Genomic DNA, 17,492 nt, shown 5'->3' on the forward strand with positions numbered 1-17,492 from the left:
GCGGCAGGCGCCTCTCCCCCCGCCATGGCGGGCGCCGCCAGAGCGCCGCTGGCAACGGCGGCCTCGATGCGTTTCACCAGCTGGCCCGGATCGGGCATATCGGCGGCATGGACGCAGCGCAGCAGCGCCATTTCAGCTGCCACCAGCGGATCGGGCGCGGTCTTGACCTCCTCGAAGCCCTTGAGCAGCAATTGCCACAGCCGATGGAGCTGGCCGGGCGTCAGGCGTTCGGACCAGTCGCGCAGGGCAGCGCGTTCGTCGTCGGAAATGGCCGTGGCCTGCCCCTTGCCCAGCTGCGTCACCGTCACGCGATGGGTCAATTCCATCGCGCTGCGCATCAGCGAGAGCGGCTCGACACCCAGCGCGAATTGCGCCGCCACCACATCGAGCAGCGCCGCACCATCCCCGCCCAGCAGGGCAGTGAACAAGCGGCGCTGCACCGTTTTGTCGGCCAGGCCCAGCATCTCCTGAACCTGCTGCGCGGTGACAAGCGTGCGGCCAGCCTCGGCGTCACCCGCCAGATCGGCATGGGCAATCGCCTGATCGAGGATCGAGAGACCGTCGCGCACCGAACCCTCGGCGGCCTCGGCGACCATCGCCAAAGCCTCGGGCTCGGCCTCGACGCCTTCCTTCTTGCAGATGCCCGCGAAGTGATCGGCCAGCAGCGGCGCCGGAATGCGCTTGAGGTCAAAACGCTGGCAGCGCGACAGCACCGTCACCGGCAGCTTGTCCACCTCGGTGGTGGCGAAGAGGAACTTCACATGCGCCGGCGGCTCCTCAAGAGTCTTCAGCAACGCATTGAAAGCATTGCGCGACAGCATGTGAACTTCGTCGACAATATAGATCTTGTAACGCGCCGAGACCGCCGCATAGCGCACCGCCTCGATGATCTCTCGCACGTCGTCCACGCCGGTGTTGCTGGCGGCGTCCATCTCGATCACGTCGATATGGCGGCCCTCGGCGATGGCGACGCAGGGCTCGCAGACGCCGCAGGGATCGATCGTCGGCCCACCCTTCCCATCCGGCCCCACGCAGTTGAGCGCCTTGGCGATCAGGCGCGCGGTGGAGGTCTTGCCCACCCCGCGAATGCCGGTCATCAGGAACGCATGCGCCAACCGCTCGCGCCTTATGGCGTTGGCCAGCGTCTGCACCATGGCGTCCTGGCCGATCAGCTCGGCAAAGGTCTGGGAACGATATTTGCGCGCCAGCACGCGATAGGGCTGCGCCGGGGCAGCGGCCACGGCAGGCGGAGCAACAGGCTTGGGCGAAGGTTCGGGCCCAGTGTCCAGAGCGCCGAACATCGCCGATTGCCCGGCAGCCTCCAGCTCGGCGGCGGAGGGGGCTTCGTCGTCGGCGAAATCGCCGGAGATGTCGGATGAATCGACCATATGGCCTTATGTTAGGCGCGCGCGGGCCATTTGTCGAACAGCGGCCCGCTGCCATCCACGCTTAAAGCAACAAAAAAGGCCGGTGTTTCCACCAGCCTCTTTGCTTCGATAGGAGCCGGCCGACCCGCCGCAACCCGTTGTGGCTGCTTCCTTCCGGACCTGACCAGGTTGGCGAGCGCAAACGTCCGACCGACTCCCGGAGCGCCCTATGGCGATGCAAAATGCATTAGGCAAGGCCATTTGTGACAGTTCCCGCAAAGCCCACAACGCAAAAGGCCCGCGCTCCATCTGGAAGCGCGGGCCTTTTAAGTGCCGTAACGGCGAAACAATCAGCGGAAGTTGTCAGCGTAGGCCTGAATCTTCAGGCGGCGCGGCGGCGTGGCGTGCACCGTGGCGGCAATGCCATAAAGATCGGCATAGGCCTGAGCCTCCGCCTGCGAGCCGAACTTCAGCTGCACCTGAGCCTGCGTGTCGCTCGACCCGGCCCAGCCCATCAGCGGGTCAGGCCGACGCGCCTCGGCAGGCGCGAATTCGAGGATCCACTGGCCAAGCAGGGCCTTGCCCGACTGCATGGCGTTCTTGGGGCGCTGATAGATGCGTGCGGTCATGGGCGTTTCCTTGACCGCGAATCACGCCAAAATCAAGCCGGAGTTAAGGCCTATGGAGGAAAGAACGACGTAGAAGGACAAAGGAAATGCGAGGGTCATCACCCTCGCGCTCCCTTGTGTTGTCAGCATCGCGCCACGGGTTCGGCCTTGAGGTCGGTCGCAGCCTCGGATTCAAGGCCTGCGCTGGGCCTCGAAGGCGTTCTTGGTTTTCAGGCTCGGGTCTTCATCCCATGGCGCATCGGGCCAGCGGTGTTTGGGGTAACGGCCCTTCATGTCCTTCACCACATCGCGCCAGCTTCCGCGCCAGAAACCCGGCAGATCCCGCGTGGTCTGGATGGGCTTGCCCCCCGGCGAGGTCAGTTTGAGCAACAGAGGCTGGCTGGGCTGCCCAAAACCCGGATGGCGATCCAGGCCGAACAGCGCCTGCACGCGAATCTCGATCGAGGGGCCACCCGGATCATCATAATCGATGGCATGGCTGGTGCCCGCGGGGCTGCGGAACTCCTGAGGGGCAAGCTTGTCCAGCGTCTGCTTGCCATCCCAGCCCAGCCGGTCGAGCAAGGCCTGATGCAGCGCCCCGGTGTTCACATTGTCCAGACGGCGCACCAGATGCGGTGCGGCCCAGTCTTCCAGATCGGCCAGCAGGCTTTCATCGGACAGCGCCTCGATTCCCGCATAGCGCGCACGGCGCAGCAGCGACTGGCTGGTCTTGCCCAAAGGCAGCAAATCCAGCCCATCAGAGCGAATTCGCGCGCAGAGGAAAGCAGCAATCGCCTTGGGATCGGGCGACGGATCGCTCCCCCGCGCGAAGGTAATCGCCCCCAGCCGCTGCTCCAGCAGAGCCTCGACCCGGCGTTCATCCGCCATCCAGCGCAAGGCAGGGCGGCGCTCGATGCGATGGCGCAGATGCTGCAACACCTCGGCCTCGGTCAAAGCGATGGCTCCGGTGATGCGCGCGCCCTTGGCCTGCCCCTGAGCCTCGCCCACAGCCAGATACTCCGCGCGGGCCAGAGGGCTGAGCGGATCGAGAATCAGCCCCCTGCCCCCGGCGGCGATCCATTCCTCGCCCCTGGCATCGCGGCGCTTGGCCAGATTGTCGGGGAAGCCCTCAGCCAGCAGCACGCCGGGCGGCGGGGCATCATCATCCACCTGCTTTGCCAGAGCACGCGCCCGCCTGGCCCAGCCACGCGCCATCTGCCGCGCCGCATCAGCCTTGGCGCCACGATCATGGCGCCAGCGGTCGGCCCGCGCGGCCAGATCCTCACCCCGCCCGCCTAAGCTGCGTTCCTGAAGCAGCAAGGCCAATCCCGCAGCCTCCTCGCTCGCCCCATGCGCGGCGGCGTAGAGCAGCATATGCGCCTGCTCCGGCCCCATCGGCAGAGCCGCCATGGCGCGACCATGATCGGTGATGTGGCCTTCCTCATTCAGCGCATTCAGCGAGGTCAGCTTGGCCCGCGCGGCGCCCATGGCGGCGGAGGGCGGCGGATCGATCCACGCCATCGCCTGAGCATCGCCCGCGCCCCATTGCGCAAGGCTCAGCGCCAGAGGCGCCAGATCGCTGGTCAGGATTTCAGGCGGATCATAGGCTGCGCGACCGGCATGGGCCGCTTCCTCCCACAGGCGATAGGCCACGCCCGGGCCCTGACGCGCCGCGCGCCCCGCACGCTGGGCTGCCGAAGCCTGCGAGGCCCGCGTGGTGATCAGCCGTGTGACGCCCGCCGCCTTGTCGAACTCCGGGCGGCGCGAAAACCCGCTGTCCACCACCACGCTGACGCCGTCGAGGGTCAGCGAGGTTTCCGCGATGCTGGTCGCCAGCACGATGCGGCGGCGGCCTTCGGGATCGCGGCGGATCGCGGCGCGCTGGGCGGCGGGCTCGCACTGGCCATGCAGCGGCAGGATCGGCACATCGCGCAGGCGTTCGGTCAGGCGGTCACGGGTGCGTCCGATCTCGCCCACGCCGGGCAGGAAGGCCAAGAGATCGCCTTCCGTTTCGCGCCATGCCGTCAGGATGGCGGAGGCCATCGCCTCATCGGTGCGCTTATCCGGCGCGGCGCCCAGCCAGCGGTGTTCGAGCGGCCAGGCCTTGCCCTCGCTCTCGATCACCGGGACGTTTGCCCCCAGCAGGCCGGCGAAACGCTCGCCATCGATGGTGGCGGACATCGGCACGATGCGCAGATCCTCGCGCAGCACCTGCTGGCATTCCACCGCCAGAGCCAGGCCCAGATCGGAATCGAGATGCCGCTCATGCGCCTCGTCGAACAGCACGGCGGAGATGCCATTCAATTCCGGATCGCCCAGAATGGTCGAGACGAAAATCGCCTCGGTGACGATCAGGATGCGTGTGGCGGCGCTCTGCCTGCTGTCCATGCGGGTGAGATAGCCAACGGTCTGCCCGGCCTTCTCGCCCATCACCTCCGCCATGCGCTCGGCAGCAGCGCGCGCGGCCACGCGGCGGGGACTGAGCAGGATGACCTTGCCCGTGCACCACGGCTGATCGAGCAGGGCAGGCGCCACGCTGGTGGTCTTGCCCGCGCCCGGCGGGGCGATCAGCACGGCATTGGGCCCGGCCCTCAGCGCGGAGAGCAGGTCTGGCAGGACGGCATGGATCGGCAGGTTCGTCACGCAGCGGGCTTTGGGCGAATTGCGGAAGAAAGGGAAGATGCGAGGGCGCCATCGCTTGTGCCACAAAAAATACACGCCCGAAAATCGGCGGCGCGACGGATCGGATGCGTCTAGATGCACGCCATGCTGTTTGACCTTCCCGACCGCGACACGCTCTACGCCGCCCTTCTCGCCCGCGACGACCGCTATGATGGGCAAGCCTTCGTCTGCGTGTCCTCGACCGGCGTGTTCTGCCGCCTGACATGCCCGGCCCGCAAACCGAAGCTGGAGAACTGCACCTTCTTTCCCACCATCGGCGAATGCATCGATGCGGGCTTCAGGGCCTGCAGACGATGCCATCCCCTGCAGGCGGCGGCGCAAGCCGACCCGGCCATCGGCGCACTGCTTCGCGCCCTGGATGAACGCCCGAACCTGCGCTGGACCGAGCAGCATATCGAACGCCTCGGCTATGACCTTTCAACCGTGCGGCGCGCCTTCAAGCGCCATTTCGGCATGACCTTCCTCGACATGGCCCGCCAGAGGCGCATGCGCGAGGGCTTCGAGACGCTGGCCTCGGGCGGCAAGGTGATCACCGCGCAGCATGAGGCCAGCTTCGAATCCCCCAGCGCCTTCCGCGCCGCCTTCGCGCGCCTGCTGGGCTGCGCGCCGAGCGATCTGCAGGCCGGCGGCCTGCTGCGCGCGACATGGATTCCCACGCCTCTGGGCGACATGATTGCGGTCGGCAGCCGCAGCCATCTGCATCTGCTGGAGTTCCTCGACCGCAAGGGGCTGCCCGCCGAATTGAAGCGCCTGCAGGCCTCTTGCAAGGAAGGGATCGGGATCGGCGGGTCGTCGCCCTGCGAACAGGCCGCGCATGAACTGGCCGCCTATTTCGCGGCGCGCAGCGGTGTGTTCGAAACGCCGCTGGCGCCGGGCGGAAGCGCTTTTACCCGGCAGGTCTGGGATGAACTGCGGGGCATCCCCGCAGGCGAAACCCGCAGCTACAGCGAGATCGCCCGCAGGATCGGCCGCCCTTCCGCGACCCGCGCCGTGGCCCGGGCGAATGGGGCCAATCAGATCGCCTTGATGATCCCCTGCCATCGCGTGATCGGCGCCGATGGCTCGCTGACGGGCTATGGTGGAGGCCTGTGGCGCAAACAGCGGCTGATCGAGATCGAGCGGGCGCTCAAATCATAAAGACTGGAAGATAAAGATGAAATGCGAGGGTGTTACACCCTCGCGCTCCCATAACTGTCTACGTGGGCGTCAGGGGTTCAGCCATTGAGCAACGTCGCGGCGGCGCAGGCAAATATCCCAATAACAGTGCTATCGGATTGAGAGCCTGCGGCGCCATAGGTCACGCAAATGGAGGGGCAAGGCGCAACATTGCGTCGGGAGACGTCATGGGAGCGCGAGGGGGTACCCCCCTCGCACCTTCTTAATACCTGCGGGAAACCGCGAACAAAGCCGCCTCGCCCATCGCAGCGCGCGCCTCACTGGCCGGGAACCCGGCGATGGCATCAATCGCCCGCTGAGCGAAATGCCGCGCCCGCTCACGCGTCGCCGACACCGTATCGTATTTCGCGATCAGCTTCACCGCGTGAGCCAGATCCTCGTCGCTGGTGCAGAAGCCCGCGATGGCGTCGCGCCAGAACTGGCGCTCCTCGTCATTGCCGCGCGCGTAGGCCAGAATCACCGGCAGGGTCATCTTGCCGTCGCGGAAATCGTCGCCCTTGGCCTTGCCCATCTCGTGAGCATCCGAATCGTAGTCGATGGCGTCATCGGCCAGCTGGAAGGCAATGCCCAGATTGCGGCCATAATCGTCCAGAGCGCGCTCCTCGGCCTCGCCACGCTCGGCCACGACCGCGGCGATGCGGCAGGCGGCGCAGAACAGCGCGGCGGTCTTGGCGCCGATGATCGAGAGATAGCGCTCCTCGCTGGTCTCGATCTGGCGCTGGGCGGTCAGCTGGTCAACCTCGCCCTCGGCGATGATCGCGCTGGCGCCCGCCAGGATCTTCAGCACTTTCAGGCTGCCGTCTTCCACCATCAGCTCGAAAGCGCGCGAGAAGAGGAAATCGCCCACCAGCACCGTGGCCGGATTGCCGAAGACGATGTTGGCGGTTTCCTTACCGCGCCGCAGATCCGAGCCATCGACCACATCGTCATGCAGCAGCGTGGCGGTGTGGATGAACTCCACGGCGGCGGCCAGCTTGTGGTGGCGGTTGCCCTGATAGCCGATCAGCTCGGCGCAGGCGATCGTCAGCATGGGGCGCATGCGCTTGCCCCCGCCGGAGATCAGATGCCCGGCCAGCGCCGGAATCAACGGAATCTCGCTCTGCATCCTGTCCAGAATCACCGCGTTCACGGCGTTCATGCCCGGCGCGGTCAGCGCCAGGATGGGGTCGAGCGAGGGCTTGGCGGGCGTATCGCCCTTCTGGCCACGGAGGGGGATAATCTGGGCAGTCATCACCGGTGAGCCATTGCTCGCCTGAGGGCCCGATGGCAAGTCCTATCGGGCTGGCCGAAGGTCGAATGAGGCGAATACCGGGATTGAGACCTGACAGGTGGCGCAACAATGCGCGCATCGCTGCATCCTGTCTTGGAATTTACGGACAGGCCGTGTAGCTGGCAGAGCATGTCCGATCTCTCCGCCACGTCCGACCCGGTGCTTGCCGGTTTCCGCAACAGCATCGACAACATTGATGCCGCGCTGATTCACATGCTGGCCGAGCGATTTCGCATCACGAAGGCCGTGGGCGCCTACAAGGCCGAGCACGAGCTGCCCGCCAGCGACCCGGGCCGCGAGGAGCGCCAGATCGAGCGTCTGCGCAAGCTGGCCGAGGACGCGCATCTCGATCCGGATTTCGGCGAGAAGTTCCTGCGCTTCATCATCGATGAAGTGATCCGCCATCATGAGCAGGCCAAGCAGGTTGGTTGATTTTCAGGAAGTTTAAAGGGGAAGGTGCGAGGGCCATCGCCCTCGCGCTCCCTTTGGTTGTCCGCCTTGGCGCCATGGTTTCGGCATTGGGTGTTGCTTGCAGAGTTGCGAGCGGTTTGGCGCCTGCCACGCCATGATGCTTCGCACGCGAATTTAAAGTACGCTAAAACGATTTTCAAATCGAAAGCGGACTGTCGGGACAAGACAACGTTGCGGACATTCGATAGCTGATTTGGCAATCCAGCGCACCGCGTGTTAGCCTGAAGTTATGGGCGATCCCGTGCCGGGCACGCAAGAGCTTTGGTGGCGAAGAATTCCGATTTTCCTACCGACAATCGCAGTAGTGACGATGAGCTTCTTCATAAGCAGAGCATTAATTCGTCTGTTCAAGAGGGATAGCAGCTAACCCAACTTAGCCGCCATTCCCTGCTGCGAAGCAGCCTTCAAAAGCTGCCACACTGCGTTATGCTCCAAGGCTGATCATTCAGCGCAGCGCAAACAATAAAGGGATGGCAAAGGGCGCCCCAGCTTGTCGCGTGCGACACGTGCGCGCTTAGGGCCCTTTGCCCGCCGGAGGCAAAACTCCGAAAAACCTTACCCCTTCGTCCGGGGCAGCTTCATCTTCACGAGCAACCCGCCCATATCCTCGCTCTCGCCAAGTTCGACGGTGCCGCCGTAGATTTCCACCACATCGCGCACGATGGCCAGCCCCAGCCCGGTCCCCGGCTTGCCGGTGTCCAGACGCGCGCCGCGATCGAAGATGCGGGTGCGCTCGGCCTCGGGGATGCCCATGCCGTCATCTTCCACCCAGATCTCGCAGACATCGGCGTCGCCCGGCACGGCATCGACGGTGACGAACACGCTGCCCCCGCCGTATTTCGCGGCATTCTCGATCAGATTGCCCATCAGGTCGTCCAGATCCTGCCGCTCGATGGCGACGCTGGCGTCGTGATTGCCGTCGAGGTCGAAGCGCGCCTGCTCATAGAGGCGCGTCACCGCGCGCACCACGGCCTCGGCGCTGGCCCAGACACCCGCCCTTGCCTGCCCTGCCCCGCGGCGCCCCACGGCGCGGGCACGCGCCAGATGATGGTCGACCTGGCGGCGCATCGCCGCCGCCTCGCGCAGCACGGTCTCGGCCAGATCGGGAGCCTGCGCGCTGGCGGCCGTGGTCACCACCGCCAGCGGGGTTTTGAGCGCATGGGCCAGATTGCCCGCATGGGTGCGCGCCTCTTCCGCCTGCCGCTCATTATGAGCCAGCAGTGTGTTCAGCTCTTCCACCAGCGGCTGCACCTCCAGCGGCAGGGCTTCTTCCATGCGGCTCGCGCCGTTCGAGCGCATCTTCTGCAGGGCCAGCCGGATGCGACGCAGCGGCGACAGACCATAGAGGCTCTGCATCGCCGCCATCAGCAGCAGGCCAAGGCCCAGCACGGCGAAGCTCTCGATCAGGATGGTGCGGATGCGGTGGATCTGTCCGGCCAGTTCGGTGCGGCGCTCGGCCACGGTGAAGCGCCAGACGGTATCGCTGCCCGGCAGGATGATCGAGCGCTCGATGATGCGCAGCGGCTCGCCCTCGAACTGTTCCGAATCATAGAAATGCGGCACATTGTCAAAGTGGTTGGTGGTGACCTTCAGGCTGCGGTCCCACAGGGATCGGCTGGGGTAATCCTCATGCCCCTTGCCGGTGATCTGCCAGTAGAGACCCGAATTGGGCTCCATGAAGCGCTGATCGCCAAGGGGGCGGTTGAAGAAGATTTCGCCGTCCGGGCCGATCTCGGTGCTGCCCACCATGGCGGTCAGCGTGTTGGCGAGCTGCTCGTCGAAGCTGCGGGTCACGAAGGAGGTCAGGGCGGAATCGAGCGCCACGCCCCCGGTCAGCAGCAGGATCGAAATCCACACCGCCGCGATCATCATCATGCGCTGGGCGAGCGAGCCGGTGTGCGAACGGTTGCGCGCCCTGCGCCACAAACCCCGGCGCGAAGCAGGCGCGCCCTGGGCGGCGGACGCGCCACCAGCAGCAGACACGGGGGAGCGCTGATCGCTGTGCGCCTCCCCGGTCATCGCCGCCTCCATGTCCTGCTCCGCTTAACGCCTCAGCCGCGCTGGCCGACGGGCTCGTCCAGGCTGTAGCCCAGGCCGCGAATGGTGGTGATCACGTCCGAACCCAGCTTCTTGCGGATGCGGGTCACGAAGACCTCGATGGTGTTCGAATCGCGGTCGAAATCCTGATCGTAGATATGCTCGATCAGCTCGGTGCGGCTGACCACTTTGCCCTTGTGATGCAGCAGGTAGGACAGCAGCTTGTATTCCTGCGCCGTCAGCTTCACCGGCTCGCCATCCAGCGTGACGCGGCCCGAGCGCGTGTCGAGGCGCACCGGCCCGGCGATCAGCTCGCTGGAGCTATTGCCCGAGGCGCGCCGGATCAGCGCGCGCAGGCGGGCGATCAGCTCTTCGGTCTGGAAGGGCTTAGCCAGGTAATCGTCGGCGCCGCCATCGAGGCCCGCCACCTTGTCCGACCAGCCATCGCGCGCGGTCAGCACCAGCACGGGGAAGGTGCGGCCTTCCTTGCGCCACATGCCCAGCACGGTCAGGCCATCGATCTCGGGCAGGCCAAGATCAAGCACCACGGCATCGTAATCCTCGGTGGCGCCCAGGAAATGGCCGTCCTCGCCATCGGTCGACAGGTCGACGGCATAGCCGTTCTGCTCCAGCGTGTTCTTCAGCTGGGGGCCCAGCGTCGGTTCGTCCTCGACGATCAGAATGCGCATGGAATAAGTTCCTTGATGAGTGGCCCGCCGCAGCGGGACTGATGGAAATGGGCGTGAGGGCGCGTAACGTCAAGCAAATGGGCGTCAAGCAGGCTGACGGTCAGAAGCCGTCGCTGCCTGTCAGCGGCCACGCGGCGGGGCATGCATGATCTGTCCGGTGCGCGCATCGACATCGACGAACACCACCCGGCCCTGACGGATGAATTTGAGGCGATAGGCCATGGCGGCCGGATCATACTCCGGCCCCAGATATTGCATGCCGCCCATGCCGGGCAGCACTTCCCGCTCGATCTGACGCAGGGAGCGCACCGCGCCCGAACGCGCCGCCATGCGGGCTTCGGTCTGGGGATCGGGCGGCCCGGCGAGCGCCGCATCGCCATAGGCCAGAGCGCCGGCGATCACGCCGCCAGACAGCACCAGCGCCACCATTATGCGAGAAAGCGAAACTCTGCTCATGATCCAAGCATTATGAAGCGGCATTTGAACCCTGTGTGAATATCGATGCCGTCAACACCGGCGACCTGCGAAATCATGGCCCTTGCCACCTTAAAGCCCGGTTTACGGCTCCGGTTCCCTCATCGAGGGGCCACTTCCCCTTGCCATGGCATGGCGCTGGGGGCTAGGGCGCGGCTCTATGGCAGCAGCACCTATTCTCAGCTGGGAAGGGCTTGGTCTCATTCAGGGATCGGGTTGGCTTTTCCAGGGTCTCGACATCAACATCGCCCCGCGTGACCGGCTGGCGCTGATCGGCCGCAATGGCGCGGGCAAATCCACGATCCTGAAACTGATCGCGGGCACGGTGGAGGGTGACAAGGGCAAGCGCTCGGTCCAGCCCGGCACGCGCGTCATCACGCTGGAGCAGGCGCCCGATTTCACCGGCTGCGAGACGCTGATGGATTACTGCCTGCGCGCGCCCGACGCGCCGCCCCGGCACGAGGTGGAATCGATCGCGGGCCAGTTGGGCATCGACCTCACCCGCGTGGCTTCCAGCGCCAGCGGCGGTGAGCAGCGCCGCGCCGCGATCTGCCGCGCTCTGGCCAGCGAGCCCGATCTGCTGCTGCTCGACGAGCCGACCAACCATCTCGACCTCGACGCCATCGACTGGCTGGAAAGCTGGCTGCAGCGCTACAATGGCGCCTTTGTGGTCATCAGCCACGACCGTACCTTCCTCACCCGCCTGACGAAGGCGACGCTGTGGCTCGATCGCGGTTCGCTGCGCCGCCGCGAGATCGGCTTCGGCGGCTACGAGGCCTGGGAAGATCAGGTCTATGCCGAGGAGGCCCGCGCCGCCGAGCGGATGGACGCCAAGCTCAAGATCGAGGAGCACTGGAAGGAGCGCGGCGTGACCGCGCGGCGCAAGCGCAACATGGGCCGCCTGGAAAAGCTCTACGAAATGCGCGAGGCCCGAGCGGCGATGATGACGCCGCAGGGCGTGGCCAAGATGCAGATCACTGGCGATGGCTCGAAAACCAAATCGGTGATCGTGGCCGACAAGATCGTGAAGCGATTCGGCGAACGGACTGTCATCAAGGACTTTTCCCTGCGCATTCAGCGCGGTGACCGCATCGGTCTGGTCGGCGGCAATGGCGCGGGCAAATCGACGCTGTTGAAGATGCTGATCGGCGAGCTGGAGCCCGATGAGGGCACGGTGACGCTGGCGCAATCGCTCTCCGCCGTGGTGATCGACCAGCAGCGCAGCCTGCTCAGCCCCGACAAGCGCGTGCGTGACATCGTGGCCGAGGGCAGCGACTGGGTCGATGTGCGCGGCACCCGCAAGCATATCCACGGTTACCTAAAAGACTTCCTGTTCGATCCCGGTCTGGTCGAGGCGCGGGTCGGCACGCTGTCGGGCGGTGAGCGGTCTCGCCTGCTGCTGGCGCGGGAATTCGCGCGCTTTTCCAACCTGCTGGTGCTGGACGAGCCGACCAACGATCTCGATCTGGAAACGCTCGATCTGCTGCAGGAGGTGATTTCCGATTACGACGGCACCGTGCTGATCGTCAGCCATGACCGTGACTTCCTCGACCGCACCGTCACCGTCACGCTGGGGCTGGATGGCAGTGGCAAGGTGGACATCGTGGCGGGCGGCTATGCCGATTGGCAGAAGCAGCGCACCCAGCGCAATGCGGTCAAGCCCAAGGCCGATGCCGGCGAAAAGGCCCCGCCGCCCCCGCCGATGCCGGTGAAGAAGGGCAAGCTGAGCTACAAGGATCAGCGCGATTACGACCTTCTGCCCGCCCGCATCGAACAGCTGGACGCGGATATGGTGAAGCTGGAGGCTGCTCTGGCCGATCCGGCGCTTTACAGCAGCGATCCAAAGCGGTTTGCCCAGCTGACCGCCGCGCTGGACAAGGCCCGCGCCGAAAAGGACGGCTCGGAAGAACGCTGGCTGGAACTGGCCGAAATGGTGGAAGGCTGAAGCGGCATGGATCAGCGGTGGCGGAGAATCATCCGCCACCCGATCCGGCGCCTGCTCATCGCTGCATCCGGGCGCTTCGTCCAGATTGGCCGCCGCGGCCCCCGCAGCGCGCCTGTTTCGCGCATGCAGCGCCGCCTTGCCCCGGCGCGATGACAGTTTCGCGCACTTCCAGCAGGGGTCTTGTTCATTTTCTCTCTATTGCAGTGCAACATTTGCGAGACAACATGCCAGAAGCACGCTAGTGTAGGGCATAGTTAAACCATATCGGTTAGAGGCCCTCCCGCTCATGATTAACCGCATCCGCGACATCCGTAAGCAGAAGGGCCTGACTCTGGCCGATGTGGCCGCCCGCTGCGTGCCCGCCACCACGGCGCAGACCATCGGCCGCCTTGAGACCGGCACGCGCAACCTCTCGCTGGTGTGGATGAACCGCATCGCCGCCGCGCTGGAGGTCGAGCCCGAGGTGCTGGTGCGCTCGGAAACCGACAGCCAGACACGCATCGTCGCCCGTCTGGTCGAAAGCGGCGCAGAAGCGCTGACCGCCCCGCGTGACGCCATCCTGCCCACCGCGCTGTCGGGCGACGCCACGCTGGTGGCCATGGCCGTGGAAGCCAGCGCGGGCGAGTATCGCGCCGGGGACCAGATCTGGCTGCGCCATGTCTCGGCGGAAGACTATCCGCGTCTGGTCAACCGCGACGTGCTGGCCCCCCGCCCCGGCGGCCGCTTCGCCTTCGGTCGCCTGATCGACCGTGACGACCACCGCGTCGCCCTGCTGCCCCCCGGCGTAGGCCAGCGCCAGCTGGTGATCGACAGCCCGCCATGGCTGGCCGTGGCCGAAATGCTGGTGCGCCGCCTCTGACGCGGATTTAACGGCTGATCCATAAACCCTGCGTAGGAATAGCGGCATGACCAACCCGCCCTTGCGCATTCTCTCGATCAGCACGCTGTTTCCCGCGCCCATGCGCCCGGCGTTTGGCGGCTTTGTCGCCAATCAGATGAAGGCGGTGGCCGCTGGCGGTCTGGCCCAGGTGACGGTGGTGAACCCCATCGGGCTGCCGCCCTTTCCGCTCTCCCGCCGCGAGCCTTATGCCACGCTGGCGACTTGCCCGGAGCAATCCTCGCTGGGCGGGATCACGGTTTATCATCCGCGTTTCACGCTGATCCCGCTGATCGGGGGCGACAGCAATCCCGCGCGCATCGCCCGCGCCATTCTGCCGCTGGTGAAGGGATTGCATGCTCAGGCGCCGTTCGATGTGGTCGATGCGCAGTTCTTCTTCCCCGATGGGCCGGCGGCTGCGCTGATCGCCAAGGCTTTGGACCTGCCGCTGACGATCAAGGCGCGCGGATCGGATATCCATTACTGGGCCACCCGCCCCAAGGCTCTGGCGCAGATTCGCGCGGCGGCAGATCAGGCGGCGGGGATGCTGGCGGTGTCGGGGGCGCTGAAAGCCGATATGGCCGCTTTCGGCCTGCCCGAAGGCAAGATCACCGTCCATTACACCGGGCTGGATCATCAGCGCTTCACGGTGACGCCGCGCGCGCAGGCCCGCGCCTCGCTCACCGAGATCGCCCTGCCCGCAGGGGCACCGCTTTTCGTCACGCCCGGCGCGCTGATCGCCATCAAGGGGCAGGCGCTGACCTTATCCGCTCTGGCACAGATCCCGCAGGCCCATCTGGCGCTGGCCGGGAAAGGCGCGGATGAAGATGCCCTCCGCGCTCAGGCCCAGCAGCTGGGCATCGCAGACCGCGTCCATTTCCTCGGCCAGGTCAGCCATGATCGCCTGCCTCTTCTGATGAGCGCCGCCGACGCCGTGGCACTCCCTAGCGAACGCGAGGGCCTCGCCAATGTCTGGATCGAGGCGCTGGCCTGCGGCACGCCTCTGGTGATCCCGCCCATCGGCGGCGCTGCGGAGGTGGTGAAGGCCCCCAGCGCGGGCCGTCTGGCCCAGCGCACGCCGGAGGCCATTGCTCAGGCCCTGCAGGCGATTCTGGCCGATCCTCCGGCTCAGCAGGATGTCGCCGCCAATGCCGCCGGTTTCAGCTGGCACGCCAATGCGCAGGCCATCGCCAGCTTCTGGCGGAACGCCTCACGCTGACAGCAAAACGCCGGGCCAGTCCAAAAACCGCCCGGCGTTTCAAAACCCGCGAAAGCGCTGAACCCAATCAGCGCTGTTCGCGCGCCAGCCGTTCCTGACGGTCCAGCTTGCTCTCGGTGGCGACAAAGCTGGAGGGCGTCACCTTCAGCCAGATCAGCATCGGGGCCGCGGCATAGATCGAGGAATAGGTGCAGACGAAAATGCCCAGGATCAGCGCGGCCGAGAAGCCGAAGATCACCTTGGGGCCCAGCACCGCCAGCGCCAACAGCGTGATCAGCATCGTGCCCGAGGTCACCACGGTGCGCGCCAGAGTCTCGTTGACCGAGAGGTCCAGCAGCTCGGGCAGAGGCATCTTGCGGAATTTCTTCAGATTCTCGCGGATGCGGTCATAGACCACGATGGTGTCGTTGAGCGAATAGCCGATCACCGTCAGGATCGCGGCCACAGTGGTCAGGTCGAACTCCATCTGCGTGATGGCGAAAAGGCCCAGCACCAGCGTCACGTCGTGAATAAGGCTGATCAACGCGCCCACGCCGAACTGCCATTCGAAACGATACCAGATGAAGATCGAGATCGCCAAGGCCGCCGCGCCCAGCGCCTTGATGGCGGTGGTGCCCAGCTCGCCCGAGACCTTGCCCGACACCGAATCGACGCCGTCGATGCGCGCATCGGCATGGGCCGCCTTCACCTTGGCCGAAACGGTCTTGGCCATGGCCTCGGCGGCGGCGGGGTTCTTGTCGGAGCCTTCGGGCAGGCGCAGGCGGATCGAGATCTCATTGGGCGCGCCATAGGTCTGGATGATCGGCTCGCCGAAGCCTAGCCCTTCCACCTCGCTGCGCAGCTGCGCCAGCGGGGCCGAAGCGCTCTGGGTGAAGGTGACGCGGATCATCTGGCCGCCCACGAAATCCACGCCAAGGTTCAGGCCGTGCGTGAGGATCAGCACCCAGCTCAGCACCATCAGCGCGACGCTGATGATGGTGGTGGGCCACTGCCACTTCAGAAAGTGGATGTTGGTGTGATCGGGAACGAGTTTGAGCAGGCGCATGAAACAGGCCCCCTTAAATGGTCAGATCGCTGGGGCGCGTCTTGCGCAGCCACGACGCCACCCACATGCGGGTGAGATAGACGGAGGTGAACACCGAGGTGACGATGCCGATCATCAGCACCACGGCGAAGCCCTTGATCGGCCCCGAACCCAGCACGAACATCAGCACGGCCGAGATGATATGGGTGATGTTGGCGTCGAAGATGGTGCGGCTGGCTTCCTTGTAGCCCAGCTCCACCGCCTGGAACACCTTGCGGCCCCGGTGGCGCTCCTCGCGGATACGCTCGTTGATCAGCACGTTGGCGTCGACCGCCGCGCCGATGGTCAGCACGAAACCGGCAATGCCCGGCAAGGTGAGCGTGGTGTTGAACACCGCCATGATGCCCAGGATCATGATGACGTTGATGATGACCGCGGCATTGGCATACATGCCGAAGCGGCCATAGGTGACGGCCATGAAGACCACCACGGCCAGCGTGCCCACGCCCATGGCGATGGCGCCCTTGTTGATCGAATCGGCGCCAAGGTCGGGGCCGACGGTGCGCTCTTCCACCACCTTGAGGTCGATCGGCAGCGCGCCCGAGCTGAGCGCGATGGCCAGCTGACTGGCGCTCTGCACGGTGAAGCTGCCCGAGATCACGGCGGTGCCGCCCAGAATCGCCTGATTGATGTTGGGAGCCGAGAGCACCTTGCCGTCAAGGATGATGGCGAAGGGCTTGTGAACGTTCGCGCTGGTCAGCGCGGCGAATTTCTCGCCACCTTGCTGGTTGAAGTTGATCTGCACCTGCGGCTCGCCGGTCTGCTGATCGAAGACCTGATGCGCGCTCGCCAGCTGGTCGCCCTTGATGCCGCCCAGACGCTTGACCGCGATGTTGCCCGCGCCAGCGGCGTAGGGCACGATCTCGTCACCCGGAGGGGCCACGCCCGACTGCACATCGGTGGGCGAGGCGGCGGTGTCGACCAGCTTGAACTCCAGCTTGGCGGTCTGGCCCAGCAGGGCCTTGAGCTGCGTGGGATCCTTCAGGCCGGGCACCTGCACCACGATGCGGTCGGCGCCCTGACGGATGATGGTCGGCTCACGGGTGCCCAGCGCGTCGATGCGCTTGCGCACCACTTCGGTGGCGGTGGTCATCGCGTCGGAGACGGCCTGATCGATGCCGGCCTTGGTGGGCGTCAGCACGATGCGGGTGGTGTCCACCACCTTGATGTCCCAGTCGCGCTGGCCCGAAAGTCCCGCGCCATTGGTCAGCGGCAGGATGGCTTCGCGCGCGGCATCGATGTCGGCCGGGTTGCTCACCATGAAGCTGAGCGAACCGTCCTTGTTCGAGATGTCGCCGATCTGGACCGGGTGGCTGCCCTTGCCCAGCGCGTTGCGGACCTCTTCCTCCTTGGATTCGAGGCGCAGGCTGGTCACCTGATCGGGGTTGGCCTCCAGCAGCAGATGGCTGCCGCCGGCAAGGTCGAGCCCGAGATTGATCTTGGGGTTGGGCAGTCCGGCAGGCCAGGCATAACCGGCGACCGACACGAAGGACGGCACAGCCGCCGCCATCGCCACCAGCGCGATGAACCAGAACCAGAGCTGTTTCCAGCGGGGAAAATCGAGCATGTGTTTGCGGCTCTGTCAGCGATCCC

Annotated in this window: 14 protein-coding genes and 1 other RNA gene; 5 read left to right on the top strand and 10 right to left on the bottom strand. The window is 65.7% G+C overall.

The features are described from left to right. The 4 genes from SR3_RS03355 to hrpB all read right to left on the bottom strand — a co-directional run. Nucleotides 1-1,388 (bottom strand): DNA polymerase III subunit gamma/tau (locus tag SR3_RS03355; protein WP_068080719.1); only part of this gene is annotated, 1,388 nt, incomplete at its 3' end. A 105-nt stretch (nt 1,389-1,493) separates the two neighbouring features. After that, an RNA gene (gene ffs, locus SR3_RS03360) (signal recognition particle sRNA small type) lies at nt 1,494-1,588 on the bottom strand. A 129-nt stretch (nt 1,589-1,717) separates the two neighbouring features. Beyond that, on the bottom strand, nt 1,718-1,996 hold the full coding sequence (locus SR3_RS03365) for an ETC complex I subunit (protein ID WP_068080722.1): 279 nt from the start codon (nt 1,994-1,996) through the stop codon (nt 1,718-1,720). Nucleotides 1,997-2,167: 171 nt separating this feature from the next. After that, on the bottom strand, nt 2,168-4,618 hold the full coding sequence (gene hrpB / locus SR3_RS03370) for an ATP-dependent helicase HrpB (RefSeq protein WP_068080872.1): 2,451 nt from the start codon (nt 4,616-4,618) through the stop codon (nt 2,168-2,170). A gap of 123 nt (nt 4,619-4,741) precedes the next feature. Here hrpB and SR3_RS32595 point away from each other — a divergent pair, with 123 nt between their 5' ends. Next, entirely contained in the window at nt 4,742-5,794 is a 1,053-nt protein-coding gene (locus tag SR3_RS32595) for a bifunctional transcriptional activator/DNA repair enzyme AdaA (protein ID WP_068080724.1), read from the top strand. A gap of 241 nt (nt 5,795-6,035) precedes the next feature. Here the strand turns inward: SR3_RS32595 and SR3_RS03380 are convergent, their stop codons facing one another. Beyond that, nucleotides 6,036-7,064 (bottom strand): polyprenyl synthetase family protein, encoded by a 1,029-nt coding sequence (locus tag SR3_RS03380; RefSeq protein WP_068080727.1) that lies wholly within the window; start codon nt 7,062-7,064, stop codon nt 6,036-6,038. 168 nt (nt 7,065-7,232) lie between these two features. Here SR3_RS03380 and SR3_RS03385 point away from each other — a divergent pair, with 168 nt between their 5' ends. Further along, entirely contained in the window at nt 7,233-7,535 is a 303-nt protein-coding gene (locus SR3_RS03385; protein ID WP_068080730.1) for a chorismate mutase, read from the top strand. Between the two features lie 594 nt (nt 7,536-8,129). On the opposite strand, the gene SR3_RS03390 is transcribed toward SR3_RS03385, so the two are convergent. The 3 genes from SR3_RS03390 to SR3_RS32350 form a co-directional block, all read right to left on the bottom strand. Beyond that, nucleotides 8,130-9,593 (bottom strand): sensor histidine kinase, encoded by a 1,464-nt coding sequence (locus SR3_RS03390; RefSeq protein ID WP_407668142.1) that lies wholly within the window; start codon nt 9,591-9,593, stop codon nt 8,130-8,132. Between the two features lie 32 nt (nt 9,594-9,625). Continuing rightward, nucleotides 9,626-10,300: a response regulator transcription factor gene (locus tag SR3_RS03395; protein ID WP_068080732.1), complete on the bottom strand. Its 675-nt coding sequence runs from the start codon at nt 10,298-10,300 to the stop codon at nt 9,626-9,628. Between the two features lie 120 nt (nt 10,301-10,420). Then, a complete protein-coding gene (locus SR3_RS32350) occupies nt 10,421-10,756 on the bottom strand; it encodes a PepSY domain-containing protein (protein ID WP_068080734.1) in 336 nt (111 codons plus the stop codon). Nucleotides 10,757-10,934: 178 nt separating this feature from the next. On the opposite strand from SR3_RS32350, the gene SR3_RS03405 reads away from it, so the two are divergent. The 3 genes from SR3_RS03405 (at nt 10,935) to SR3_RS03415 (ending at nt 14,815) form a co-directional block, all read left to right on the top strand. Then, nucleotides 10,935-12,719: an ABC-F family ATP-binding cassette domain-containing protein gene (locus tag SR3_RS03405; RefSeq protein ID WP_068080737.1), complete on the top strand. Its 1,785-nt coding sequence runs from the start codon at nt 10,935-10,937 to the stop codon at nt 12,717-12,719. 286 nt (nt 12,720-13,005) lie between these two features. After that, nucleotides 13,006-13,578, top strand: coding sequence for a helix-turn-helix domain-containing protein (locus SR3_RS03410; protein ID WP_068080740.1), 573 nt, complete (start codon nt 13,006-13,008; stop codon nt 13,576-13,578). 46 nt (nt 13,579-13,624) lie between these two features. Next, a complete protein-coding gene (locus tag SR3_RS03415) occupies nt 13,625-14,815 on the top strand; it encodes a glycosyltransferase (protein WP_245653752.1) in 1,191 nt (396 codons plus the stop codon). 67 nt (nt 14,816-14,882) lie between these two features. On the opposite strand, the gene secF is transcribed toward SR3_RS03415, so the two are convergent. Further along, on the bottom strand, nt 14,883-15,860 hold the full coding sequence (secF, locus tag SR3_RS03420) for a protein translocase subunit SecF (protein ID WP_068080746.1): 978 nt from the start codon (nt 15,858-15,860) through the stop codon (nt 14,883-14,885). Nucleotides 15,861-15,873: 13 nt separating this feature from the next. Continuing rightward, nucleotides 15,874-17,466, bottom strand: coding sequence for a protein translocase subunit SecD (secD, locus tag SR3_RS03425; protein ID WP_068080749.1), 1,593 nt, complete (start codon nt 17,464-17,466; stop codon nt 15,874-15,876). Nucleotides 17,467-17,492: the final 26 nt, after the last annotated feature.

Source organism: Novosphingobium rosa NBRC 15208, from assembly GCF_001598555.1.
In the GTDB taxonomy this organism is placed as follows: Bacteria; Pseudomonadota; Alphaproteobacteria; order Sphingomonadales; family Sphingomonadaceae; genus Novosphingobium; species Novosphingobium rosa.

Bases quoted from the DNA above. Each gene is read 5' to 3' on its own strand.
- secF (WP_068080746.1), bottom strand. From the start codon at position 15,860: ATGCGCCTGCTCAAACTCGTTCCCGATCACACCAACATCCACTTTCTG.
- SR3_RS03365 (WP_068080722.1), bottom strand. From the start codon at position 1,996: ATGACCGCACGCATCTATCAGCGCCCCAAGAACGCCATGCAGTCGGGC.
- SR3_RS03410 (WP_068080740.1), top strand. From the start codon at position 13,006: ATGATTAACCGCATCCGCGACATCCGTAAGCAGAAGGGCCTGACTCTG.
- SR3_RS03390 (WP_407668142.1), bottom strand. From the start codon at position 9,593: ATGACCGGGGAGGCGCACAGCGATCAGCGCTCCCCCGTGTCTGCTGCT.
- SR3_RS32595 (WP_068080724.1), top strand. From the start codon at position 4,742: ATGCTGTTTGACCTTCCCGACCGCGACACGCTCTACGCCGCCCTTCTC.
- SR3_RS03415 (WP_245653752.1), top strand. From the start codon at position 13,625: ATGACCAACCCGCCCTTGCGCATTCTCTCGATCAGCACGCTGTTTCCC.
- SR3_RS03405 (WP_068080737.1), top strand. From the start codon at position 10,935: ATGGCAGCAGCACCTATTCTCAGCTGGGAAGGGCTTGGTCTCATTCAG.
- SR3_RS03395 (WP_068080732.1), bottom strand. From the start codon at position 10,300: ATGCGCATTCTGATCGTCGAGGACGAACCGACGCTGGGCCCCCAGCTG.
- SR3_RS03385 (WP_068080730.1), top strand. From the start codon at position 7,233: ATGTCCGATCTCTCCGCCACGTCCGACCCGGTGCTTGCCGGTTTCCGC.
- secD (WP_068080749.1), bottom strand. From the start codon at position 17,466: ATGCTCGATTTTCCCCGCTGGAAACAGCTCTGGTTCTGGTTCATCGCG.
- SR3_RS32350 (WP_068080734.1), bottom strand. From the start codon at position 10,756: ATGAGCAGAGTTTCGCTTTCTCGCATAATGGTGGCGCTGGTGCTGTCT.
- SR3_RS03380 (WP_068080727.1), bottom strand. From the start codon at position 7,064: ATGACTGCCCAGATTATCCCCCTCCGTGGCCAGAAGGGCGATACGCCC.